This is a genomic window from Allokutzneria sp. NRRL B-24872, from assembly GCF_002155965.1.
GTDB lineage: Bacteria > Actinomycetota > Actinomycetes > Mycobacteriales > Pseudonocardiaceae > Allokutzneria.
This window is the reverse complement of record NZ_MUMH01000029.1, coordinates 55,606-75,861: the sequence shown is the minus strand read 5'-3', so window position 1 is coordinate 75,861 and position 20,256 is coordinate 55,606. Positions and strand designations below refer to the sequence as shown.

Genomic DNA, 20,256 nt, shown 5'->3' with positions numbered 1-20,256 from the left:
GACGGAGGACTTCACAACTTATTTTTGTGCTCATATACGAAGCTCCAAGAAGCGGCAATCTCAACGGAGACTCTACGTGACGGTTCAAATGGACCTGAGCCACACCGATCAAACCGAGTGTGAAGAGTTGCCCTGGATCGGATTGCTGCGGACTTTTCCACCGGCATGCGCTTGCTGTCGCCTGCTCAACCGGCGCGGCGCCGGGCTTCGTAGCCGCAATTGGGTCGGCAAACGCGAACACCCCCTTCCTGAAAGAGTAGCCAGGTGAACACTTTCCCAAATGACGACGCTAATGCTGCCGCGAGCCGCAATGCCCTGGTGGACAAGCTTCTGGCAAACGCCATGATCACCTCGCCGGTGGTGGAGCGAGCCTTCCGCACTGTGCCTCGGCACCTGTTTGTCGCCGAGGGCACTCCGCTGGACGTCACCTACAACGTCGACAACTCGGTGGCGATTAAGCGGGACCGAGACGGCGTGATCATCTCCTCCACCAGTGCGGCGTACATCCAGGCCCGGATGATCGAGCAGGCCGAGGTCGGTCCAGGTATGAGCGTGCTGGAGATCGGGTCCGGCGGGTACAACGCCGCGCTGTTGGCAGAGGTCGTCGGTCCGGACGGTCGGGTGGTCAGTGTGGACATCGACCCGGACGTGACCGAACGTGCCCGCGACCTGCTGGAGGCGACCGGATACGGCAGCCAGGTCACCGTGCTGCAGGCCGACGCCGAGAACCCACTGCCGGGGCTGCACGAGCCCGTGGACGCGATCCTGGTGACGGTCGGAGCGTGGGACCTTGCACCAGCCTGGCTGGAGCACCTGTCCGCCGACGGCAGGATCGTCGTTCCGTTGCGGATGAACGGAATCACCCGCGTCATCGGCTTCCGCCGCGAAGGCGACCACCTGGTGAGCACCTCGGCCGAGGTGGCGGGTTTCGTCCCGATGCAGGGCGAGGGTGCCCACGACGAGCGCGTTTTCCTGCTGCCCGAGGCGAACGGCCACCACGTCAAGCTGCGCTTCGACGGCGACGTGCCGCAAGACATGAGCCTGCTGGACGGGGTGTTGGCGACCGAACGCACCGAGGTCTGGTCTGGCGTCACGATCAAGCACGGCGTGTCCTTCGCCGACCTGCATCTGTGGTTCGCCGCGTTCCTGCCCGGCTTCTGCAAGCTGGCCGTGGACGAGGGCACCCGCATGGCGAGTGAACGCAAGAGCTGGTTCCCCTTCGGCGTCGTGCGCGGCGACTCCTTCGCTTACCTCGCCGTCTGCCCTGCTTTGGACGGCGGCGGAGCTGAGTTCGGCGCACGCGCCTACGGCGAACACGGCGACGTTCCTGCTACCGCGATGGTCGAACAGATCCAGGCGTGGGATCGCCAGGCCCGCGACGTCGAGCCCACGTTCGCCTACTGGCTGACCGGCTCCCACCTTCCTGAGTTCGATAACGACACGGCGGTGCTGGCAAAGACGCACGGCCTCGTCACGATCTCCTGGCCGCGAGCGGCGAACGCCGCGCCTGGTCAGGGTGCCCCGCACGACCCCGAGCAGTGAGGAGTGAAACCGATGTCGCCAATGCTGACCCTCGGCCATACGGAGGCTGCGGATTCCGCGGTCGACGAAGCCGACTTCGTGCTGGATATGCGCGTCGTGGAGTCCACCACGAAGCTCGTGATCATGATGTGTGACACGAGCGATGGGTGCGGCAGCACCTGCAGCACCAGTGCGTGCAGCTCCGGTTCCAACGACCCGTTCTGAACCAGCACCTGTCCGTCGGCGCCCGATTTGCTCTTGGGCGCCGACGGCCGCTGCTGCGACCAATCGTGACCGGCTGAGGAGGGAATCGCCATGATCGTGTCCACGCGCTACCGGCACACGGGCCTTGTTCTGGCCCGTGTCACGACCGACCCCGGCGACCTCGACCCTCCGATGCATCTGAACCTGACCGATGCGGCCGTGGTCGAGCAGGAGGGCCGGGCGTGGTTGGCGAAGGTGTGGGCGCGCCCGGAGGTGCGTGACGCGCTGATGCTGGCCAGCCCGGTCCTTGGCGCACGTCTCGACCAGATACTCAACGAGACCACCCCGTACGTGGTGAAGGACTTGCGCCGCGCTGTCGTCTCCGTGGCGTCCTACGTACTGCGCTGGCAGCGGCGGGCAACGCCCTTCGGCCTGTTCGCGGGAGTCGGGGCTGTGGGCATCGGACCCGCGATGGCCGACGTGGGCACGGGACACCGAGCTGTGGTGCGCGCGGACGCCGAATGGCTCACGACGTTGATCAACCAGTTTGAACAGCGCCCGGACCTGCGCCCGCGGTTGACTGTCGTGTCCGACAACGCGCGGATCGTGCGCGATGGGCGTGTCATCGTGCATCAGCGTGCCGAGAACGGGGCCTCCACTCCAGGGCCGCTGCGGGAGTCTTCGGTTCGGCTCACCCGTCCTGTGCGGTTCGCGTTGGACACCGCGGACTCGCCGATTCGCTTCGGCGCGCTCGCCGACCAGATGGCCGACCGGTTCCCCTCAGCCTTTCCGGACAAGATCCACGCGCTGCTGCACGGACTGGTCGACGCCGGTGTGCTGATCACGAGTCTGCGGCCTGCGATGACCACAGTTGATGCCTTGGGCCACGTGATCCGCGCGTTGCGCGCGGCCGGCGCTGATGCCCTGGCCGATGTCGCCGCGCAGCTGCGCGGCCTCGAAGCGATCAGCAGCCTGCTGGACCGGCATAACCGCACCGCGGACCTGGAGCCAGCGAGGGAGATCCGTACCGCGGTCGCCAAGCGGATGAGAGACCAGGTGCCCGGAGCCGTTCATGTGCTGGCAGCTGACGTGAGGATCGACGGGCGGATCGTCGTTCCTGAGTGGGTGCTGGACGAGGCTGCGGTCGCCGCCGGGGTTCTGCTGCGAACGACCACACAGCCCTTTGGGTCTGCCGCGTGGCTGGACTATCACGCCCGGTTCCGCGACCGTTACGGCCCCGGCGCGCTGGTGCCGGTCCGGGAGTTGGTCGCCGACTCGGGGCTCGGATACCCGGCTGGCTACCTCGGTGCGCCGCGCGCACGGCCCGCGTGGCGGGTCCTGACCGACCGCGACGCGGCGCTGCTGGCGTTGATCCAGCAGGCCACTCTCACCGGGGCGCGGGAGATCGAGCTGACCGACACCGACGTCGCGGCGTTGACCGTCGGAGACCATGCCGACGCCGTGCCGCCCCAGCGGGTCGAACTCGGCGTTGAGGTCTACGCCGCATCGACCGCAGCGATCGATCGCGGCGAGTTCAGGTTGCGGGTCAGTGCCGCGCCGAATGTTCACACCAGCATGGCTGGACGGTTCGCATACCTGCTTGACGAGACCGACCAGGCACGGTTGGCCGCGACCTACACCGCAGGATCGGCACGGCCAGAGCCGGATCACGCGGTGCCGGTGCAGGTGTCCTTTCCGCCGCGCCGCCCCCACAACGAGAACGTGGTGCGCGTCGCGCCGCTGCTGCCGGACGTCGTGTCGCTGTCGGAGCACCCCGATCCGGCGCACCCCGACGTCTCGGTCATCGGTCTGGACGACCTGGCGGTTACCGCCGATGCCCAGCAGATGTATCTGGTGCAGGTATCCACGGGTCGGCGGGTGATTCCTCGGATTCCGCATGCCCTGGATACCTCGGTGCAGAGCCCGCCGCTGGCCCGGTTTCTGGCCGAGGTTGCCGACGCTCGCAGCGCGAAGTTCCGCGGATTCGATCTGGGTGCCGCCCGGACCCTGCCCTACGTGCCGCACATCCGCTACCGGCGCACGGTGTTGTCCGCCGCTCGCTGGGTTCTCGCCTCCGCGGACCTCGCTGTCGGCTCCGGCCGCGAGGAGGCGTTGCTGTCGTGGCGGCAGCGGTGGCGGGTACCGGCGCGGGTCGTGCTGGTCCGCGGTGAGCTGCGCTTGCCGCTGGATCTCGACCAGGAGCTGGACCGCGCCCTGCTGCGTACCCACCTGGAGCGAGCCAGCCGAATCGAGTTGTACGAGGACGGCCCGCCCGAGGGACAGGGCTGGATCGGGAGGCCGGCAGAGCTGCTGATCCCGATGACCGCGACTAGCCCGCCCGCACGGCCGCTGCCCGCCACTGCAGCGCCCGGTGCCGTCCTAGGCCCTGGTGACTCCACCGTGGTGCACGCGCAGCTGGTGGGCAATCCGGCGCGGTTCGATGAGATCCTCACCGCGCACCTGCCTCGATTCGTCGCTGAACTCCGCGACTCGCCTGATCTGGAGGGTGCGGTCGAGGCGTGGTGGGTGCGGCGGCACCGCGACATGATCCGGCCCGAGACCGATCAGCACCTTGCCGTGTTCCTGCGCCTGATCAGCCTCGAGCGCTACGGACCGGTCGCCGCCAAGATGGCTGGGTTCGCGGCCGACCTGGACTCCCGCGGTCTTCCTGGTCAGCTCACGCTCGCCCCGATGCCGCAGCACACCGCCCGCTACGGCGACGGCCCCGCATTGACGGCGGCCGAGCAGATGTTCGCCGCCGACACCACGGCCGCCATCGCTCAGCTTGCCGCGACGCAGGCGTCCGGGATTCCCGCCCAAGCGTGGGCGGCGGCATCGATGGCGCGCCTGGCCGCGTCCTTCGCCGCCGATCCGCAGACCGGGTACCGGTCGCTGCTCGACTGTCTGCGACAGGAACGCGGGTCGCTGGACCGGGCGCTCCGCGACCACGCCCTCGCGATCGCCGCCCCAGACCAGGACTACTGCGCCGTTCGCGCACAGCCGGGTGGCGAGGCGGTCCTCGCGGCCTGGCGTGTCCGCGACACCGCATTGAGCATCTATCACCGCGCCCTCCTCCAGCAGCAGCGCGAACCGAGCGCGGTGCTGCGCACGCTGCTGCACGAACACCACGTGCGTGCCGTTGGCGTTGATCCGACCATCGAGAAGGAGACCGGACGCCTCGCCCGCGCGGTCGCGCTGCGCCATCTCGCCTTGGCCGGTGCTCGATGACACCCGGAACGCGCTCCAGCCGGGATAGCGGTGTGGTGACGCTGACCGTCGAGGAGGCAGCTGCCCAGTCCTTGGCCCGAGGGGCGGCGGGGACTGCGCTGCTGCACGTCGAGCGCGCTTGGACCGGCTCCGGGAGTTGGGAGACCGCACAGGCCCACATCCGTCGCGCGGTGACGGCGCCGGTCGATGCCGCCGAGCATGCCGGCCTCTACTACGGGGCACCCGCGATCGCCTTTCTGCTGCACGCCGTCGCCGACCGGCATCCTCGCTATCGCGCAGCCGCCGAGACGCTGGATGAACACGTGCTGCGCCTGGCCCGTCGTCGTTTGGCCGTTGCGGCGGACAGGATCGAGCGTGCCACGTTCGCCTCGTTCGCCGAGTACGACCTCTTCTACGGGTTGAGCGGCATCGGCGCGCTGCTGCTGCGCCGCAACCCCGGAAGTGATGTCCTTGCCCGGGTTCTGCGGTACGTGATCACTCTGACGACCGAGCCGCACCACCGGGACGGCGTCGAGCTGCCGGGGTGGTGGGTGGCGCACGACCCGGACGAGATCCTGCCGACCCCCGGCGGGCACGCGAACTTCGGAATGGCCCACGGCGCGGCCGGACTGCTCGCCTTCCTGGCACTGGCAATCCTTCACGGCCGGGTGGTCGACGGCCAGCATGAGGCGATCACCGTGCTCACAGGCTGGTTCGACCGGTGGCGGCAGGGCGGACCGGACGGACCGTGGTGGCCACAGTGGATCACCCTCGCGGAACTCCGAACCGGCCACCCAGCCCAAGCAGGCCCTGCCCGGCCATCGTGGTGCTACGGGACGGTCGGCATCGCCCGCGCCCTGCAACTCGCCGCGCTCGCCACCGGCGACCCGCGGCGCCAAGACGCCGCCGAGGACGCCTTGGTCGCGAGCCTGACCAACCCCCAGCTCGACCGGATCACCGAACCGGGGCTGTGCCATGGCATTGCCGGGATCTATCAGACCGCCTACCGGGCCTCCCGTGACGCCCGCACTTCCACCCTCGCCCAACGACTTCCGGCGCTGGCCGACCGGCTCGCCCTACACGCACCGTCGCTTGGCGATGACCTCGACGAGGCGAACGCCTGTGGGCTGTTGACCGGACGCGCCGGAGTGAACCTGGCACTGGAGACCGCCCGACGCCACGCGCCGCCTCACACGGGATGGGACGCATGCCTGCTGATCACCTGACCACCCCGCGCCGGACTCCCGCGCTCTCCGACCTGGCCACCGACGTGCTGGCGGTTCTCGCAGGAGCCGACCTCGGTGCCACCGCGGCCAAGCACCGCCTGGACCCCGCTGACCTCGATGACGCCGTGCAGACCTACCAGGCCGCCGGGCTCGCAGCCCTGCAACACCGAGTTGAGCACGCCTGGTACCAGGTGCGCGTCCAGTTCCCCGACTGGTCGGCCGCCGAGATGATCGGCGCCGCGCGCCTCGGACCGGCCCTGGACCAGCTCCGCACAGAAGGGGCGGTGGCCGGCTGGTGGTTCCTGCGCAAACACCCCTGCTGGCGACTGCGCTTTCTGGGCACGCACACCACCGCCGTCAACCGCGTGCTCGACGAGCTGACCGACAGCGGAGTCATCCAGCGCTGGTGGCCGACGGTGTACGAGCCGGAGACCGCCGCCTTCGGCGGCCCGACCGCACTGCACACCGTCCACGACCTGTTCTGCGCCGACAGCGCAGGCGTACTCGACTACCTGCGCCACCCCGCCCCCGGCCTCGGCCGCCGCGAACTCTCCCTCCTGCTGCTCAGCGGATTGATGCGCGCCGCCGGGTTCGACACCTTCGAGTGCGGCGACGTCTTCGACAGAGTCGCCCGACTGCGACCCGCACCTGCCGACACTGCACGCCTCAACACGTTGGCGGACAACGTGCGCGTGCTCCTGTCGATCCCCAATCTGGCCGCCAGCAACCTTTTCACGCCTCGTGGTCCGGTCGCGCACGCCGCTTCCTGGCTCGCGGCCTTCCGCACCGCCGGCCACCAGCTCGGTCACGACGCCGCGGAAGGGCACCTGGACCGGGGCCTCCGGGCAATCCTCACCCACGTCGTGATCTTCCACTGGAACCGGTTCGGCCTCTCGGCCACCAGCCAAGGCATCCTCGCCCGCGCCGCGACGGCGGCCTTGCTGCCCCGGAGCTGATCATGAACCCCGCCACGCTGGCCGCCGTCGTCCGCCGTTTCCCGCTGCTGGGTCGTCCCCGGCCCGCCTGCCCAGCCTTGCCCGAGCGCGTTCAGGAGGTCGCCGACATTGCGGACGCCGCAACACGAGACGGCGTGGATCGGTTGGCTGAGGGTGCGCACGCCTTGAACAAGGCCGCCTTGATCGCCAGCGACTGCGGCCTGCCGGACCTGGCCCGCGACCTGTGCTGGCAGCACATCAACCTCTACCGCGCCGCCAACCAGCCGCTCACCGTGCACCAGGCCCGCTACATGCTTGAACCCGTCCTCAACCTCGCTCGGCTCCAACTCCGCGCCCATGAGGGCGACCAGGCGCTGCGACTGCTGACGGCGATGTTCCAGGCCGTCACGTCCAATACCGACCTGGTCATCGATGGACACACCCTGCCGCTGGGCAACCTCGCCGGCACCCGCGCCGAACACCACAAACTGCGCGAATGGGTGTGGCTGCACCTGATCGGGGACGGCATCCGGGCCTTGGCGCTCGCGGGACGATGGGACGACGCGGTTGCCCACGCCCGCGCTCACCGAGGGATCGGCCTGCACCTCATGGAAGGCCGACAGGCCACCATCGTGGCCCACTGCATGAACGGAAACCCAACGGCAGCACGGGAAGCACTGGCCGAAAGCACGCCGGAGCAGCCGTGGGAACGCCAAGTCGCCGCCTGCCTGAAGGTGATGTGCACCGACACGGACAGCACGTCCGCCCACCGGAATATCTCCGCGATGATCGCTCGGTTCGTTGAGTACCAACCGATGCCCGGCTACGCGGTCTTCCGCGCCCAGCTCGGACTCACCATCACCATTCTCGGCGGAGCCATCGACGCAGACGCCGCCAGTCGAGTACTCGCCCAGGTGACCGACGAGGTGATCGCATCAGGAGACGGCTACGCCGCACGCGAGGTACTGCGCTACCGCGGCGCACAAATCGCTATAACCAGCGAACATCGCGCGAGGCTCACCGGCCTGGTGAACGCCGCCTGCCTGGGGGCCGCAACACTGCCGGACCCGCTCTCACAGAGCCTGCTCAACTCGACGCAGACCGCAGCAATGGCAGTGAGCACCGGGTTGGCGCAGCGGTTGCGGGGACCAGGCTCGCGACCCTGATGGCGCCGTGCGGTTGCTCGAACAGGTCAGGTCGACTTTATCGTTGTGTTGCCTACTATCTTCGAGGTCGTCGGATGAAGCGAAGGACGCTGTTCAGTACCGCTCGCGCGTCGGCGCGCCGTTTTTGATCGGGGTGGAACAAGGCGACGGCGATCGCTGCGCCTATGTAGGCGATGATGGCAGTCGAGAGGATTGTGATGCTGTAGTTGACGGCGCCTGCCGCGATTTCGGCGAAACCATTCCAGGGCGGAGCGGCGGGCAGCGTCGCTAGAAGGTCGTGGAAGATGTCACTTGGCACGGACGTACCTGCCCTGGGTGAAGTGTTGTACCAAGTCCCATGGAAATTGCCGTCGCTCCAGCATCAAGCAGGCTTCGCCTAGTCGTACCTCGGCGGTGTTGTCGGTGTGACATACTGCTTGCGCACCCGCGATTCCAATACGGGGATGGGTCAGGCAGTGTGCGACGTCTACCGCTGGGACAGCGAACATTCCGCCCCAGCGGAGATGGAGTGTTGTTCCTCGGCCATCTAGGTAGCGGTAGTCATCGCCGGAGCCTGTGAAGTCTTTGCGGTCGAAGGCGTCGCGGGTCAGCGCGCTTACTGCCCACCGCTCGGTCTTGCTCCGAGTCCACAGGCGACTGATAAGCCCTGCGAGCAGGCGTTCAGCGTCGGGGTGCAGGACCGGGACATCGTTCCAGCGTGAGCGTTCCCTCTCGGTCATCTCGCATGATCTATTGACGCTTCGCCAATGGGAGTCGAAGAACCGTTCCGGGGCTCGCTGATTCGGCGCGAAATAGTCAAAGTGGCGAAAGCTCAGAATCGCCTGAGTGGGCAGGTGTAGGAATTTAAGGTACTCGCCGTTATTGGCCGCTTCCAGTGGGCGCAGTCCGGGTATCCCGTGAACCCCTTGACCAGTCGCGGAGGTGATGGTCTGCAGCAGGTGATCTGCCATCTCCGTGAGGATCGCGAACTCGTCATAGCGCGGCGAGAACCGGATGTCGTTCGCCATCAATCGGTCTGCGCCGGAGTATTGGAAGGGAGATGGTTCCGGAGCGTTACGAGCTTGAGGTGGGGTCGCGTCGGAGTTCAGCAGAAAGAATGCCAAGGCGGCGCGGAGCTTGAGCTGCTGGGGGCTGCATCGGTCCAAGCCCACCGGGTCGCTCCGGCGACCCGTTCCTCGGGCTGCGAGCCGCTTGGGCTCGCCCGTGTACGGAGCCCGGATCCGAGCGGAGGAGGTGCTGCCGGGATTGTGGTTGGACATCGCGCGTCTCCGTGTTGCCCAGACCAACAATCGACACGCCTCAGCCACGCTGACGGCACAAAGTTGACGAACGTGAGGCGGATGACCCGCATCCTCTATGCCTTCGACCGATCGTCTGGGTTCTCGGTCGATGGGCCCCGGACCCTCGGTGCCGGGTACTACGGTGATCTTCAAGTGGACTCTAGCACTCCGATGCAGCCTGGCTCAGTACCTCGATCCGGCGTCGCCGATGGGGACCGCCGTACGCCAAGTGATCCACCGCGTCGCATTACTCCCGCGTCGCGCTGTGTCAAAGCCGGGACCGCGGACGTCCGTGTTCGACATGACGCCGGCGTGCTCTCGATTCGCCCAGCAGGTTGAGAGCCCGGCGAGGCCGGACTGATGCGGCGTCGCCTCAAGCGAGCCCCGGCCTCCCCAGGACGCGTCGACGTGCAACACCTGCCGGTGATGACCGTGGCGTGCGCGTTGTGGGCGAAACCTCGGTCTTGTGATGACATGAGGCGTGCGGGCGCAGAAGCAGCGCACCTTCGGGAAAGCCTCGCATGGGCTTCCAAGTGGCATGAACAGGAAGAGCAGGGCCCTGGAAAGTGACCGAATGCAGCGACCTGTGATCGTCGAGGACAGTGCGGTCAGGCAAGCTGATCTCTGACCCCAAGAGCCCGAAACGAGGATGGGTGAGCAGGCGCGTGACCTCGCGCAGCGAGGGGCCGCCGCACCACTCGACCTTCACGGCGAGGTCCGCAGTCCAGATGCTGACCCAGCACGCGGAGTGAAGAAGGTGCAGACGGCGCAGCATCGCGCTCGCCAGCATCGGATGCGCGTCGAAGAACGGGTACCGCCGCAGAAAACGGCGTTCATGCACGCTGAGCCGCTGTTCATGAACAAAAGAAGGTAGGGCGCTGCGCGCGTCCACGGCGGCCACGGCCATCGCCCAGTCCTTCCGACTGACACCCCTGAGAAAGACCTGCGCATCGGTCGGCGTCCCGGTGGGATCGAGCAAGTTCAAGGTGACGCCGTTACGGCCAGGAGTAGCGCGCAATCCCGGCGCGCCAACAAGTTCGTTGTCCTCGTGGTACGTGGGCAGCATGGCAAACACCAGCGGCTCCAACGCACCTGGCGCCAACGCCAGCTCCAGCCGCTCCGGCTGGGGGACAACGTAGTGGAGTGGATAGGCACTGTGTCTGCGCCTGTCGTAGAGGACGCTTGATACACGGCTGGCGGCGAGCAGAATGCTCGCTTCCAGTTCGTGCTGCCGGGGCGAAACCGTGTCCAGTGCAAGACTTCGCTGCAGCGCTGTCGATGCCCTTGTGGTGGCGGCGACGCTTCGCCCGGCCAGACGGTGCGGCTCGCCGGTGTAGAGCCGCCGCGCGTTGATGGCGCAGCCGGAAGTGTTCCTCGACATCTGGTCGTCCCTTGTCTTCACCGCCCCGGCTCGGCGAACACATCGACCGATGGATCTGCTTGCACGCCATGGTTGCTCAGTGTGTGAAGGCGGAGGACCTCGTGATCCCTGGGGCCGTGACTTCCAGCAAGCCGGGTGCTGGTGCGGCGGGGCTCCCGCCGGAGCCATCAAGCCGGGACGGTAGCAGCATCAGAACGTGTGGATCAACCGCAGCTGAACCTGTCTAGGCATCTCTTTCCGGTGTCCGCGTCGAAAAGGCCCTGTCGACGTCTGAATGAACACGGATGAGTGGATCTGATCCGACGATCGCGTTCTCGGCGTCGGTGCGAGTGAGGGTGGCGTTGTTGGAGAGGGCGTATTTGTAGCGTTCTTTCCCAGCACGCGCCTTCGCGTACAGCACGCGGCTGAGAGGTGAGAGTTCGGCCCATCGGGCGATGACAGCGTCGTCGCTGCTATCCGGCTGTTCTTCCCACCAGCAGGTCCTCCGTAGATAGGTGAGGTCGTCGCTGTCCGGAAAGCTCTCGTGCTTGAGGCATGCGAGGATGTTGCGCCATGCAGCTGCGAGATCGGCGCGGGGCCAGTTGCAGAGGTTGTACTGGTCTTTCAGTTCGTGGCAGTCCAGACAGGCTGGCACTACTCGGCGACCGCCAGTCGATCGGGGAACTGGGAAGTGGTCGTGCTCGTGTCGGCGGGAGGCCAATGTTCGTTCGCAGTAGAAGCAACGCGCGCAACTACAACGGTTGGACCGGACGGTGCGGCAGAGGTTCTGGGTGCTGTTGTCCTCTTCGCTTTGTGGACCGGCGCGGAGGAGCGTCGGGTCGATCACCGGGCGAGCCCTGCGTTCGTAGGCGGCGATCTCTTGGTCGTGGCGTGTGCAATCGGCGGCGTGTCCAGATTCGCGGTCGCTGGGGTGACCGTGAGGACCGCGATCGGTGATCTTCTGATTGCAATCCCCACAGCCCCAGGTCAACGTCTGCGTGCTGGCCCATTCTGGGATCTGCTGCGCCACAGATTCGAATGTGGCGAGTTCGTGCCAGGACCATCCCGCGCCTCGTGCTTCGAGGGTGAACCTGGAGAGAAGGTCGGCGGCGAGATGTAGCACGTTGCGGGTAGCCCGGGTGCGCAGCTCGGGATTGACCAGCCGTGGATCGGGCAGCGAGTCTCGCTCTCCGGACACCGCTGCCCAGCGCAGCGCGATCAGGCGGTACACAGCGGTCCGGACGATGTGGCTTTCCATCCTGCCGAGTTCGCGGTCGTTCGCTTTCACGCAGTCAGGATCGACCTGCCACTGCCGACAGTAGTCCTCATAAGAGACGTAGACGTACTCGTTGGGTGCGATGTGGTGGTACTTCCTGGCACGCTTTTGGTGCGCGCTTGCGGACATCCGGGCCGTCCTTCCCAGGGAGCGTCGAGGTGCACGACGGTATCGGTCGCTACCGACATCGACGGTCCGGCGACCGGGTCACTAACTGGCGGGTGCAAGGTTGTCGATCGGGTGATCCTCACGCTCATCTCTTAACAGTGTCGATTCCCGCAAGATGATGAAGACGTGACCGACACTGATGTGAACCACCAGATAATGGCCATCGAGTTGTGCAAGGGGATCGACGAGCATGCGTTCCCGGCGGGACTGTCGACGGCCGGATACGGCTACAACGAACCGACTGACCGGGAATTCGCTTACGTACCACGGTTGAGGATCAGGTTCGTCAAGCGTGAGTTGAACCATTCTGCGACCACGTCGTACTGCTGGGATTCGAGCCAGGATCGATAGTCAGGTGGGATGGTGGCCAGGATGCCTGCCTCGTCTCCGTTCTCGGCCATCGTGAGCAGGTCCTGGATGCCCGAGGCGATGCGCTGTCCGAGTTCCACGTCCACGCCGGAGGCGGCCCGCGCGTAGAAGGCTGGGCCGTGCGGCAGGTTGCGGACGAGGAGGGGCGGTCTGTCCTTCAGGGATTGGTCCGCTGTGTGCCATGGGCATTCCGCACTGATTACGTCAGCGCACCACTGCATGAAGTGCATCGGGTTGGCCTGTTCCATGTCCCAGCCCCAGTCCGCGACGCATCCGCAGGTGTGCGCTAGCGGAGTCCAACTGATCGCGTCGTTCAGCTCGCCGGGGTCCAGTGGGCTAACGCGCACCTCCTGTTCGCTGTCCGCCCCGCTCATTGCTGCGAAAACCATGTCGACCACCGGGTCGTCCACCTCACGAGCCTTGGCCAGCCACTCCCGCGCCTGCCCGGTGTCGCCCTGCTCGTGAAGGAAGATTGCGTAGCGGCCCGGGGCCAGCGGATGTCCTGCTTGCGCGGCTTTCCGGTACCAAGTGTCCGCCTCGCCGGTCTCTTCCTGCTCGTCCAGCGTCATAGCCACGTAGAGCATGGCCTGCGTCTCGCCTGCCTCCGCGGCTGGCCTGAGCCAGGTCAAGGCGCGTTCGTGCTCGCCTTCGTGCCAGATCAGTTCACCGAGTTTCATCATCGCTTCTACGCGTCCGAGGTCTGCGGCGCGCTGAAGCCAGATCTTCGCTTCCTCGGAGCGTTCCTGCGACAGGTAGATCTCGCCGAGGCAGAGCGCTGCGCTCGTATACGTGGTGGCGAAAGCCGCACGGTGCTTTCTGATCGCGGAGTCAGTCACCCCGACAGGCAGTGGCATGTGGAGGAATTCAGGGCCAGTGAAGACGCGCGCGGCTTCAGCTGCCGCATGCAGGCATTCGACGGCGGCCTCCAGGTCCCCTTGATCGCGCAGCATGCAGCCAAGGAAGAGCTCGCCCATGCCGTTGTCACCGGCATCCGATGCCGCTTCGTACCAGTGCCGCGCCTCCTGATAGTCGCCGTCGACCTGTAGCGACTGGCCGAGGCCGATCATGGCGCCCGGCACGCCGGCCTCCGCGCCCTTGCGAAGCCAGGCGAGCGCCTCTTTGGTTCGGCCGAGCTTGTCCAATGTGGCCGCGAGAGTCGCCATCGCCCCGCTGTTCCCGGCGTCGACCGCGCGGCGATACCAGGTGGCCGCTCCTTCGTCATCGCCGTCGTCCAAGCAGTCAAGCCCGAGCGAGGCCATGGAGGCGGTGTCGCCAGCCTCGGCCAGGCGGCTCCACGCGGCCACGGCGTGGTCGCGGTAGCCGCATGAGCTGGCGAACAGTCCGATGATGTGGCACGCCTGGTAATCAGAGCGCTCGACCAGGACCTCCCAGGGCTTGTCCGGAGACTCCCGACGCGCTGCGTAGCGTTGTGCCGCGCGGTGCGCGAGGATGTCCGACGCCTGGTAGCCATCGAGTTCCCCGACGCGGCGCGCCGCCGGGGTCAGCAAGGCGACGTCCCCGCGGACCGGACGCAACGCCCACTGCAGCGCTGAGTCGAACCAGCCGGCCGTCGCCGTCGCCTTTTGCGCACTAGTCAGATATTCCTCGGTGAGCGCCCGCAGGAGGCCCGGCGGGATGACCGCGGGGTGGCCGCACAGCCGCGCCTCGACGGCGGCGGTAACGACGGCCGCGCCTACCGGGTCGCTGGGCTGCTCCCAACGGCGGATCAGCTCAGGCGCGCACGCCAGGCACGATGGAATCGCCGCGTCTGCCGAGCGCTCGATCGCCTCGCGGACCCGGGGATCTCGTTGACCGATCTCCGCCGCTCGCCGGTGTTCAGTCTCGGTGAATGCGGGGAGGAGATCGAATCTGGTTGCCAGGCGGAGGATCGCGGCGGCGTCGGCGTTCACATCCCGCGTGTGGTCCTCGACAGGCGGGATGCACAAGCGGTCGAAATCTGCGGACCACATAGTCCCGATGACAAGAAGTGGGCCGTTCTGCTCCGCGAGAATCCTGCGGATGGCACGCAGGCTTAGCGTGCCGGGATCCAGATAGCGGGCGAGCTCGTCGAGCCAGATGACCGAGCGGTCCAACGGGATTCCCGAGAGCAGCAGCTCGTCCAGATCGCCCGCCGTCGGCGGGATAATCATCCGCCAGTCGGACAGTCGGGCGCGCACAGCCTCGTACACCGATCGCGTCTTGCCCGATGCCGATGGCCCTACGACGACGATGAAGCCGCTTCGGCGCGCTGCGTCGCCAACCGCTTCACGGAGTTCGCCGTCCACATCACGGCACACGTACTCGGGCAGCTGTGTTGACAGCGACTCCGGTGATCCCGGTGGGAGAGGCAGCGCAGCATGGATACCCAGAAGCGCCCGGTCGATCGGGGAGTCGACGGCGGGCCAGCGCTCGGCCTCGGTGATGAACCACTCGATGAAGTCACTCCCGGGGTGGGCGCATCGATCGGCCGTGCCTGTCACGGGATCGATCGAGCCGAGCCGGAACCGCACCCATTCCTCATGAGTCCGCTTCATCGCGTCAAGCCGCGAGACTGTCCAGGTGTCGGGTTGTGAATCGATGAGCCGGTGGTGGTAGTTGCAGAGGAGAATAAGGTTCTCGTACTGATTGCGCTCGCGGGGCGTCAGCGGAGAAACACCACGTGGGCCGTTGGCGCTGTCGCCCACGATATGGGCTATCTCGCCCAAGGACGCCACGGGGTCGCTGTCCGTCTGCTTCGCCGTGAGCGCCTTCTTGCAGCGAGGGAAAGCGCACATGTCGCCGGAGCGCTGGAACAGCTTGCGCTGTTCCGTTACGGGAACCGCCATCTCATGCCCCTGGAAGGTTATCGGCCTCGATGTTCTCTGCAGTCTGTCGAATGGAGGCGCGTCCCATCACTGCTCGCGCGAAGACGCAGCCAGCTTTCGGTCGTCGCGTTGAATCCAGTCCACGCTCCTTGCTCCACAACCGCAGATCCACCACCTCCTCGCCCACAGCCACGCTGTCACTGGCTGTGGTCGACCGGTGACCGATTGACACCATGGTCGCGCAACGTAGCGGCCCTCACCGACAAGGCTCGCCCAGCATTAAGGCAAACACCCAAACCCGTATCCTCTCCTCCCAAAGATGCAGCTAGGAAGTGTCGTCTCTGCGTACGCGGAGGTTGTCCGGCGGCGAGGTAGGAACCCCGTCCGGCGCGGAGTGCTCTCTGCGCACGCGGAGGTTGTTCGCAGCGCGCGACCTGATCCTGTGCGGCGGACTGTCGTGCTTTCCGCGCACGTGGACGTTGTTCGTCACCTACTACAGTTTCAGGGTGACAGTGAGCTTCGGTGCGATGGTCAAACGGGCGCGGACGGGGCTCGGGTGGAGCCAGCATGTCCTCGCGAGCCGTCTAGGTGCCAGTCGGCAGGCGATAGGCAGGTGGGAGCAGGGGAAGTCGACGCCTTCCAGCGACATGCTACGCCGACTCGCGGAACTGCTCGGCCTCGATGTCGATTCATTGGGAAGCCTCCAGGGAGATTCTGGCGTGGGAATCGTCGACGTTTTCGGGCCGGGCCTACCGGTTCGTCCCCTGGTCACACAGCTCCCGCTCAACGAGCTTGTTCCAGAGACTTTCGAGCAGTTCAGTGCCGATTTGGCCGCAGCGTTGCATCCGCAGGCCCGGGTGCATCGCGTTGGAGGGCAAGGGCATACCCAGGGTGGGATCGATGTAATCGTCCACCATCCTGACGGCCAGACGACGGGCATTCAGTGCAAGCGGGAGAAGCAGTTTGGCCCGAAGAAAGTTCAGAAGGCAGTTGGCGCCCTGGAGATCAAGCTCGACCACTGCTACATCTTCCTCACCCGCATAGCCAGCCCCGAGGCGCAGCGAGAGGTTGAGAAGCACTCAGCGTGGACGCTGTGGGACATCGTGGACTTGTCCAGTCAAGTGCGGTCACTTCAAGATCGAGACGCGGCGCTCCGGCTCGTGGATACCTACTTCCCCGGTTGGAGGGAGTCTTTCCTAGGAGTACCTGTCCCAGGCCCTTGGTTGACCACCGAGGAGTTCTTCAGGCAGTTCGCGCAGGGAAGTATCTACTCGCACGAATGGGAACTCGTTGGCCGCGACGTTAACTTGGTAGCCCTACGAGCCTTTGCCACTGCCCCGGATCACAACGAGAAGATCGCCGTCGTCGCCGGGCGAGGCGGGATCGGGAAGAGCCGGCTCCTGCGCGCTATCGCGCAGGATCTAGGTGCCGAGAAGGGGCGGACGGTCCGCTTCCTTGCAACTGGCGCCGAAGTCACCCCCCAGCACTTCGAGATACTTCCGCCCGATGACGGGCTCCTCGTGGTCGTCGATGATGCACATGACCGCGAGGACACTGCAGCGATCATCGCGGGTATCGAGCGATTCCGCCCCACCGCCAAAGTGCTGCTGTCGCTTCGACCATACGGTCTGCCACAACTTCACACCGACTTGCGTCCGCTCGGCGTGCACCCCTCGGAGGTGTCGGTCCAAGAACTCACCGATCTGACAGCACGTGAGGCTGAGCGCTTGGCACGCACCATTCTGGGGCCCGACAGCCAGGAGCACGTGGCGACGTGGCTGGCGGAGATGGCGGCCGACTGTCCGTTGCTGATCGTCGTTGGCGCGCAGCTTATCGCGAGAGGAGTCCTTGATCCTGCTCGGTTTGACGCCAGTGACGACATTCGGGCGGAGATCCTTTCACTGTTTGGGGACATCGTGGCGGGCACTCCGGGCACCTCGGAGGGCGACCTGCGCCGCGAGATTCTTAAGGCGGTGGCCGTGCTCCAGCCGCTTCGTCTGGACGAATCCGTCTTCCAAACCGCCATGCTTGCGCTGACAGGACGGCCGTTTGATCAGCTGTTGCCGCATCTGCACTCCTTGCAGGACGCGGGGGTGTTGCTCCGTCGAGGCAACTCACTCAGGATCGTTCCCGACCTGCTCGGTGACGTGATCCTCGCCGACGCCGCGGTTGACACACCTTCTGGCATCTCAACGGGGTACTTGGAGCGGGTCTGCGGCGCGACTTCCGGAGACGCGCTCGCGCACGCAGTGGTCAACGCGGGTCGAGTGGACTGGCGCCCGCGCAAGGCACGCAATGGCACAGGTCTTGCGGTCGACGTCCTGTGGAACGCCCTTACGGCGGAGTACGAAGCTGCCTCAACCTCTTCGCGGTATCGGATCTTGCAGGCGGTCCGCGCCGCCGCTGCCTTCCAGCCGAGGCATGCGATCGCCTTGGTTCGCCTCGCTCTCAGCAAATCGGCGGTGCCCGGCGAGTCTGTGTGCTTCACGAGTGATGACGACAATGTAGCTCGCGTGCTGCCGACTATCCTCTATCGCGCGGCGTTGAGCTTGAATTGTCTCGTCGAGTCAGCTGATCTCTTGTGGGACCTGGCTCGCCACGACGTGCGCCCGGTCGGCCAGGACCCAGATCATCCGATGCGTCTACTTGCCGAGCTCTCCACGTATGACGTCGGCAAGACAACGGAGTTCCAGGGCGGCATGATCTCGATAGTTCAGCGCTGGCTCCGCGACGACACCGTGGTCACACACCCGCATTCGCCGTTCGCGGTGTTGGAGCCTATACTGGCCACCGAAGTCGAGCACAAACGCTTTGACGGGCTCTCCATGACCCTGAGTACCCACCCTGTCAGCCTCTCCGCGGTGCGTTCCTTCCGTGACCGTGTTGTCGATTTGGTTTTCGCCGCTGCAGACGCCGACGATGTTCGTCACGCCGTGCGGGCAGTCAATGCACTTCAGGCCGCGCTGCGATACCCAAGGGGAGCGTTTCGGGGTGCAAACAGGGATGAGGACAACGACCGCTGGTCCCCGGAGTTCGTTAAGATCCTCAACAGATTTGCCGACTTGGCCGTGTATCCCGGACTCGACCCCGTTGTTGCAGTCGCGATTCGCAAGGTCGTGCAGTGGCACGCTGACTACGCGCCTGGAGCGACCGCGTCAGCGGCGAGAACAGCGCGGGCGAAGCTGCCGCAGCAGCTCGAACACCAACTTGCACATGTCCTGCATGACGGGTGGGGACCGTCCGTTCGCGAAACAGATGACTACGCCACCCGCTGCCGCCGACAGAAGGAGCATTCCGCGGAGGTCGCGGCGGCTGTCTGCGAGCGATGGGCACCGGAGGAGGTGGTTAATCGTCTTGCCGACTGCCTGAGCCGCGACAGCTACGCGTTCGGCACGACAGCGGCAAATCCGCACCAGTTTGTGGAGGCGCTGATGCGTTGCGATGCCGAAATTGGTGTTGCGCTGGCGCGGCGTGTGATTTCTGACAGTATCAATTCGAACAGTGCTGAGTCAACATCCCTGGCCATGCTGCGTCAACTTGTTCCCGCAGCGCTCAGCACCCTGACCGAGTTGCTCACAGTAGAAGCGATGTCACTCGCCCGGGCGCTCTTCAACACGCCAAGCATCGACAACGCTAGGGCGGTAGCGCACGCCTTTGGTGTGGCTCGTGGAAACCGAGCAACGCTGCTCGACGGCGAAGTCGAATTGCTGTGCGACCTGAGCGTCCATGCCGATCCGTACGTGCGTAGGGGCGTCGTGCATGCATCCCGACTGCTGGGTGATGTGAACAGAGCGTTGGCGACGCAGCTGATCACCAGTGTGCGATTCGGGGACTCTACGGAGCTCGCCTCGGAGGTAGCCGCGCTTCTCACGGCGCCTGGAAGCATGTCGTGGAAGACGTTCGACGACGCACAGATTGCAGACTTTCTCGAACAGCTCCACGCTTGCAGGTCCATCGACGACTACCACATTCACTGCCTTCTGGCTGAGATATCAGCAGTCCGACCTGAAGAGATTCTGGACCTGCTTATGCGTCGTGTCGAGACCTATGAGGACGACCCGAGCGCGGTGGAGTACCAACCTATTCCGTATCAGTGGCATGAGCCGTTGCGCTTGCAGAGCAGCCAGGATTTCGAACGGCTGTTGCGCCGGGTCGTGGAGTGGATCTCGCATAGCCCTTGGGGAAGCAGGCGTGCTCACGTAGGTGCACGACTCTTCACAGCGATCGCTGTGCAGTACAACGAGTCAGTTCTGCAACTATTGGCCGAATTGGTCGCATCCGGCAGCAGGGAAAGGATCCTCGCGGTCGGCACCGTACTCAGAGGTGCTCCAAATGATCTGGTGTGGACTCACTCGAACTTCGTCATAAAGGCACTGCAAGCGGCCGAGGCGCTCGGCGAAGACTGTGCTCGCGCCATCGGAAGCGGACTGCGCTCGGCCATAATCAGCGGTTCCCGCGTGAGCGTTCCCGGTCAGCCCAACAAGAGGGATCTCGAACAACGGGACAAGGCGACCGAGCTGGCCAAGACTCTGCCTCCCGGTTCGATCGAGCACCGGTTCTACCACCTGCTCGCCTCAGGCGTAGCGTCGTGGATCAAGGCGGAGGCCGACGAAGACGAACTCCTTGACGACCGACGCTCTTGGTGAAAACGGTTGCTTCGAAGAGCGTCTTCGGCAAGCTCCGTTCCCAAACCGGCCTCACCGACGACGGCGCCGCTCTGCTCGACACGGCTCTGGCCCT

12 protein-coding genes and 1 pseudogene are annotated in these 20,256 nt (G+C 65.8%); 8 read left to right on the top strand and 5 right to left on the bottom strand.

Annotated features, from left to right (window positions below; genetic code table 11):
• Positions 1-264: 264 nt before the first annotated feature.
• The 6 genes from fxlM (at position 265) to CCN37_RS08865 (ending at position 8,259) form a co-directional block, all read left to right on the top strand.
• Positions 265-1,542: a methyltransferase, FxLD system gene (gene fxlM, locus CCN37_RS08890; RefSeq protein ID WP_086820205.1), complete on the top strand. Its 1,278-nt coding sequence runs from the start codon at positions 265-267 to the stop codon at positions 1,540-1,542.
• A 12-nt stretch (positions 1,543-1,554) separates the two neighbouring features.
• Entirely contained in the window at positions 1,555-1,746 is a 192-nt protein-coding gene (locus tag CCN37_RS08885; protein WP_086820204.1) for an FxLD family lanthipeptide, read from the top strand.
• Positions 1,747-1,836: 90 nt separating this feature from the next.
• Positions 1,837-4,953, top strand: a complete 3,117-nt coding sequence (locus tag CCN37_RS08880) for a lantibiotic dehydratase (RefSeq protein ID WP_086820203.1) — start codon at positions 1,837-1,839, stop codon at positions 4,951-4,953.
• Between the two features lie 32 nt (positions 4,954-4,985).
• Positions 4,986-6,158 (top strand): lanthionine synthetase C family protein, encoded by a 1,173-nt coding sequence (locus CCN37_RS08875; RefSeq protein WP_210407930.1) that lies wholly within the window; start codon positions 4,986-4,988, stop codon positions 6,156-6,158.
• A complete protein-coding gene (locus CCN37_RS08870; protein WP_086820246.1) occupies positions 6,140-7,114 on the top strand; it encodes a thiopeptide-type bacteriocin biosynthesis protein in 975 nt (324 codons plus the stop codon). The genes CCN37_RS08875 and CCN37_RS08870 overlap by 19 nt, the downstream gene beginning before the upstream one ends.
• 2 nt (positions 7,115-7,116) lie before the next feature.
• On the top strand, positions 7,117-8,259 hold the full coding sequence (locus tag CCN37_RS08865; RefSeq protein WP_086820201.1) for a hypothetical protein: 1,143 nt from the start codon (positions 7,117-7,119) through the stop codon (positions 8,257-8,259).
• Between the two features lie 55 nt (positions 8,260-8,314).
• Here the strand turns inward: CCN37_RS08865 and CCN37_RS38885 are convergent, their stop codons facing one another.
• The 5 genes from CCN37_RS38885 to CCN37_RS08860 all read right to left on the bottom strand — a co-directional run bounded on the left by CCN37_RS38885 (position 8,315) and on the right by CCN37_RS08860 (position 15,537).
• Positions 8,315-8,557, bottom strand: a complete 243-nt coding sequence (locus CCN37_RS38885) for a hypothetical protein (protein WP_143261508.1) — start codon at positions 8,555-8,557, stop codon at positions 8,315-8,317.
• Positions 8,547-9,266 (bottom strand): hypothetical protein, encoded by a 720-nt coding sequence (locus CCN37_RS38880; RefSeq protein WP_143261507.1) that lies wholly within the window; start codon positions 9,264-9,266, stop codon positions 8,547-8,549. The genes CCN37_RS38885 and CCN37_RS38880 overlap by 11 nt, the downstream gene beginning before the upstream one ends.
• Before the next feature lie 646 nt (positions 9,267-9,912).
• Positions 9,913-10,920: a hypothetical protein gene (locus CCN37_RS38875; RefSeq protein WP_143261506.1), complete on the bottom strand. Its 1,008-nt coding sequence runs from the start codon at positions 10,918-10,920 to the stop codon at positions 9,913-9,915.
• A gap of 223 nt (positions 10,921-11,143) precedes the next feature.
• The gene (locus CCN37_RS38870; protein ID WP_143261505.1) at positions 11,144-12,304 is read right to left on the bottom strand and encodes an HNH endonuclease; all 1,161 of its coding nucleotides are present in this window, start codon (positions 12,302-12,304) and stop codon (positions 11,144-11,146) included.
• A gap of 296 nt (positions 12,305-12,600) precedes the next feature.
• On the bottom strand, positions 12,601-15,537 hold the full coding sequence (locus CCN37_RS08860) for a tetratricopeptide repeat protein (RefSeq protein ID WP_086820200.1): 2,937 nt from the start codon (positions 15,535-15,537) through the stop codon (positions 12,601-12,603).
• 506 nt (positions 15,538-16,043) lie between these two features.
• On the opposite strand from CCN37_RS08860, the pseudogene CCN37_RS42295 reads away from it, so the two are divergent.
• Positions 16,044-16,196 (top strand): annotated as a pseudogene (locus CCN37_RS42295) (helix-turn-helix transcriptional regulator); the annotation flags it as partial.
• A gap of 39 nt (positions 16,197-16,235) precedes the next feature.
• Positions 16,236-20,162 carry a restriction endonuclease gene (locus CCN37_RS08855; protein WP_246842902.1) on the top strand — a complete coding sequence of 1,309 codons (3,927 nt, stop codon included), beginning with the start codon at positions 16,236-16,238 and terminating at the stop codon, positions 20,160-20,162.
• The last annotated feature ends 94 nt before the right edge of the window (positions 20,163-20,256 follow it).

Excerpts from the sequence above, each read along its gene's own strand:
- CCN37_RS08885 (WP_086820204.1), top strand. The coding sequence starts at position 1,555 with ATGTCGCCAATGCTGACCCTCGGCCATACGGAGGCTGCGGATTCCGCG.
- CCN37_RS08880 (WP_086820203.1), top strand. The coding sequence starts at position 1,837 with ATGATCGTGTCCACGCGCTACCGGCACACGGGCCTTGTTCTGGCCCGT.
- CCN37_RS08870 (WP_086820246.1), top strand. The coding sequence starts at position 6,140 with ATGCCTGCTGATCACCTGACCACCCCGCGCCGGACTCCCGCGCTCTCC.
- CCN37_RS08865 (WP_086820201.1), top strand. The coding sequence starts at position 7,117 with ATGAACCCCGCCACGCTGGCCGCCGTCGTCCGCCGTTTCCCGCTGCTG.
- CCN37_RS38880 (WP_143261507.1), bottom strand. The coding sequence starts at position 9,266 with ATGGCGAACGACATCCGGTTCTCGCCGCGCTATGACGAGTTCGCGATC.
- CCN37_RS38875 (WP_143261506.1), bottom strand. The coding sequence starts at position 10,920 with ATGTCGAGGAACACTTCCGGCTGCGCCATCAACGCGCGGCGGCTCTAC.
- CCN37_RS38870 (WP_143261505.1), bottom strand. The coding sequence starts at position 12,304 with ATGTCCGCAAGCGCGCACCAAAAGCGTGCCAGGAAGTACCACCACATC.
- CCN37_RS08860 (WP_086820200.1), bottom strand. The coding sequence starts at position 15,537 with ATGGCGGTTCCCGTAACGGAACAGCGCAAGCTGTTCCAGCGCTCCGGC.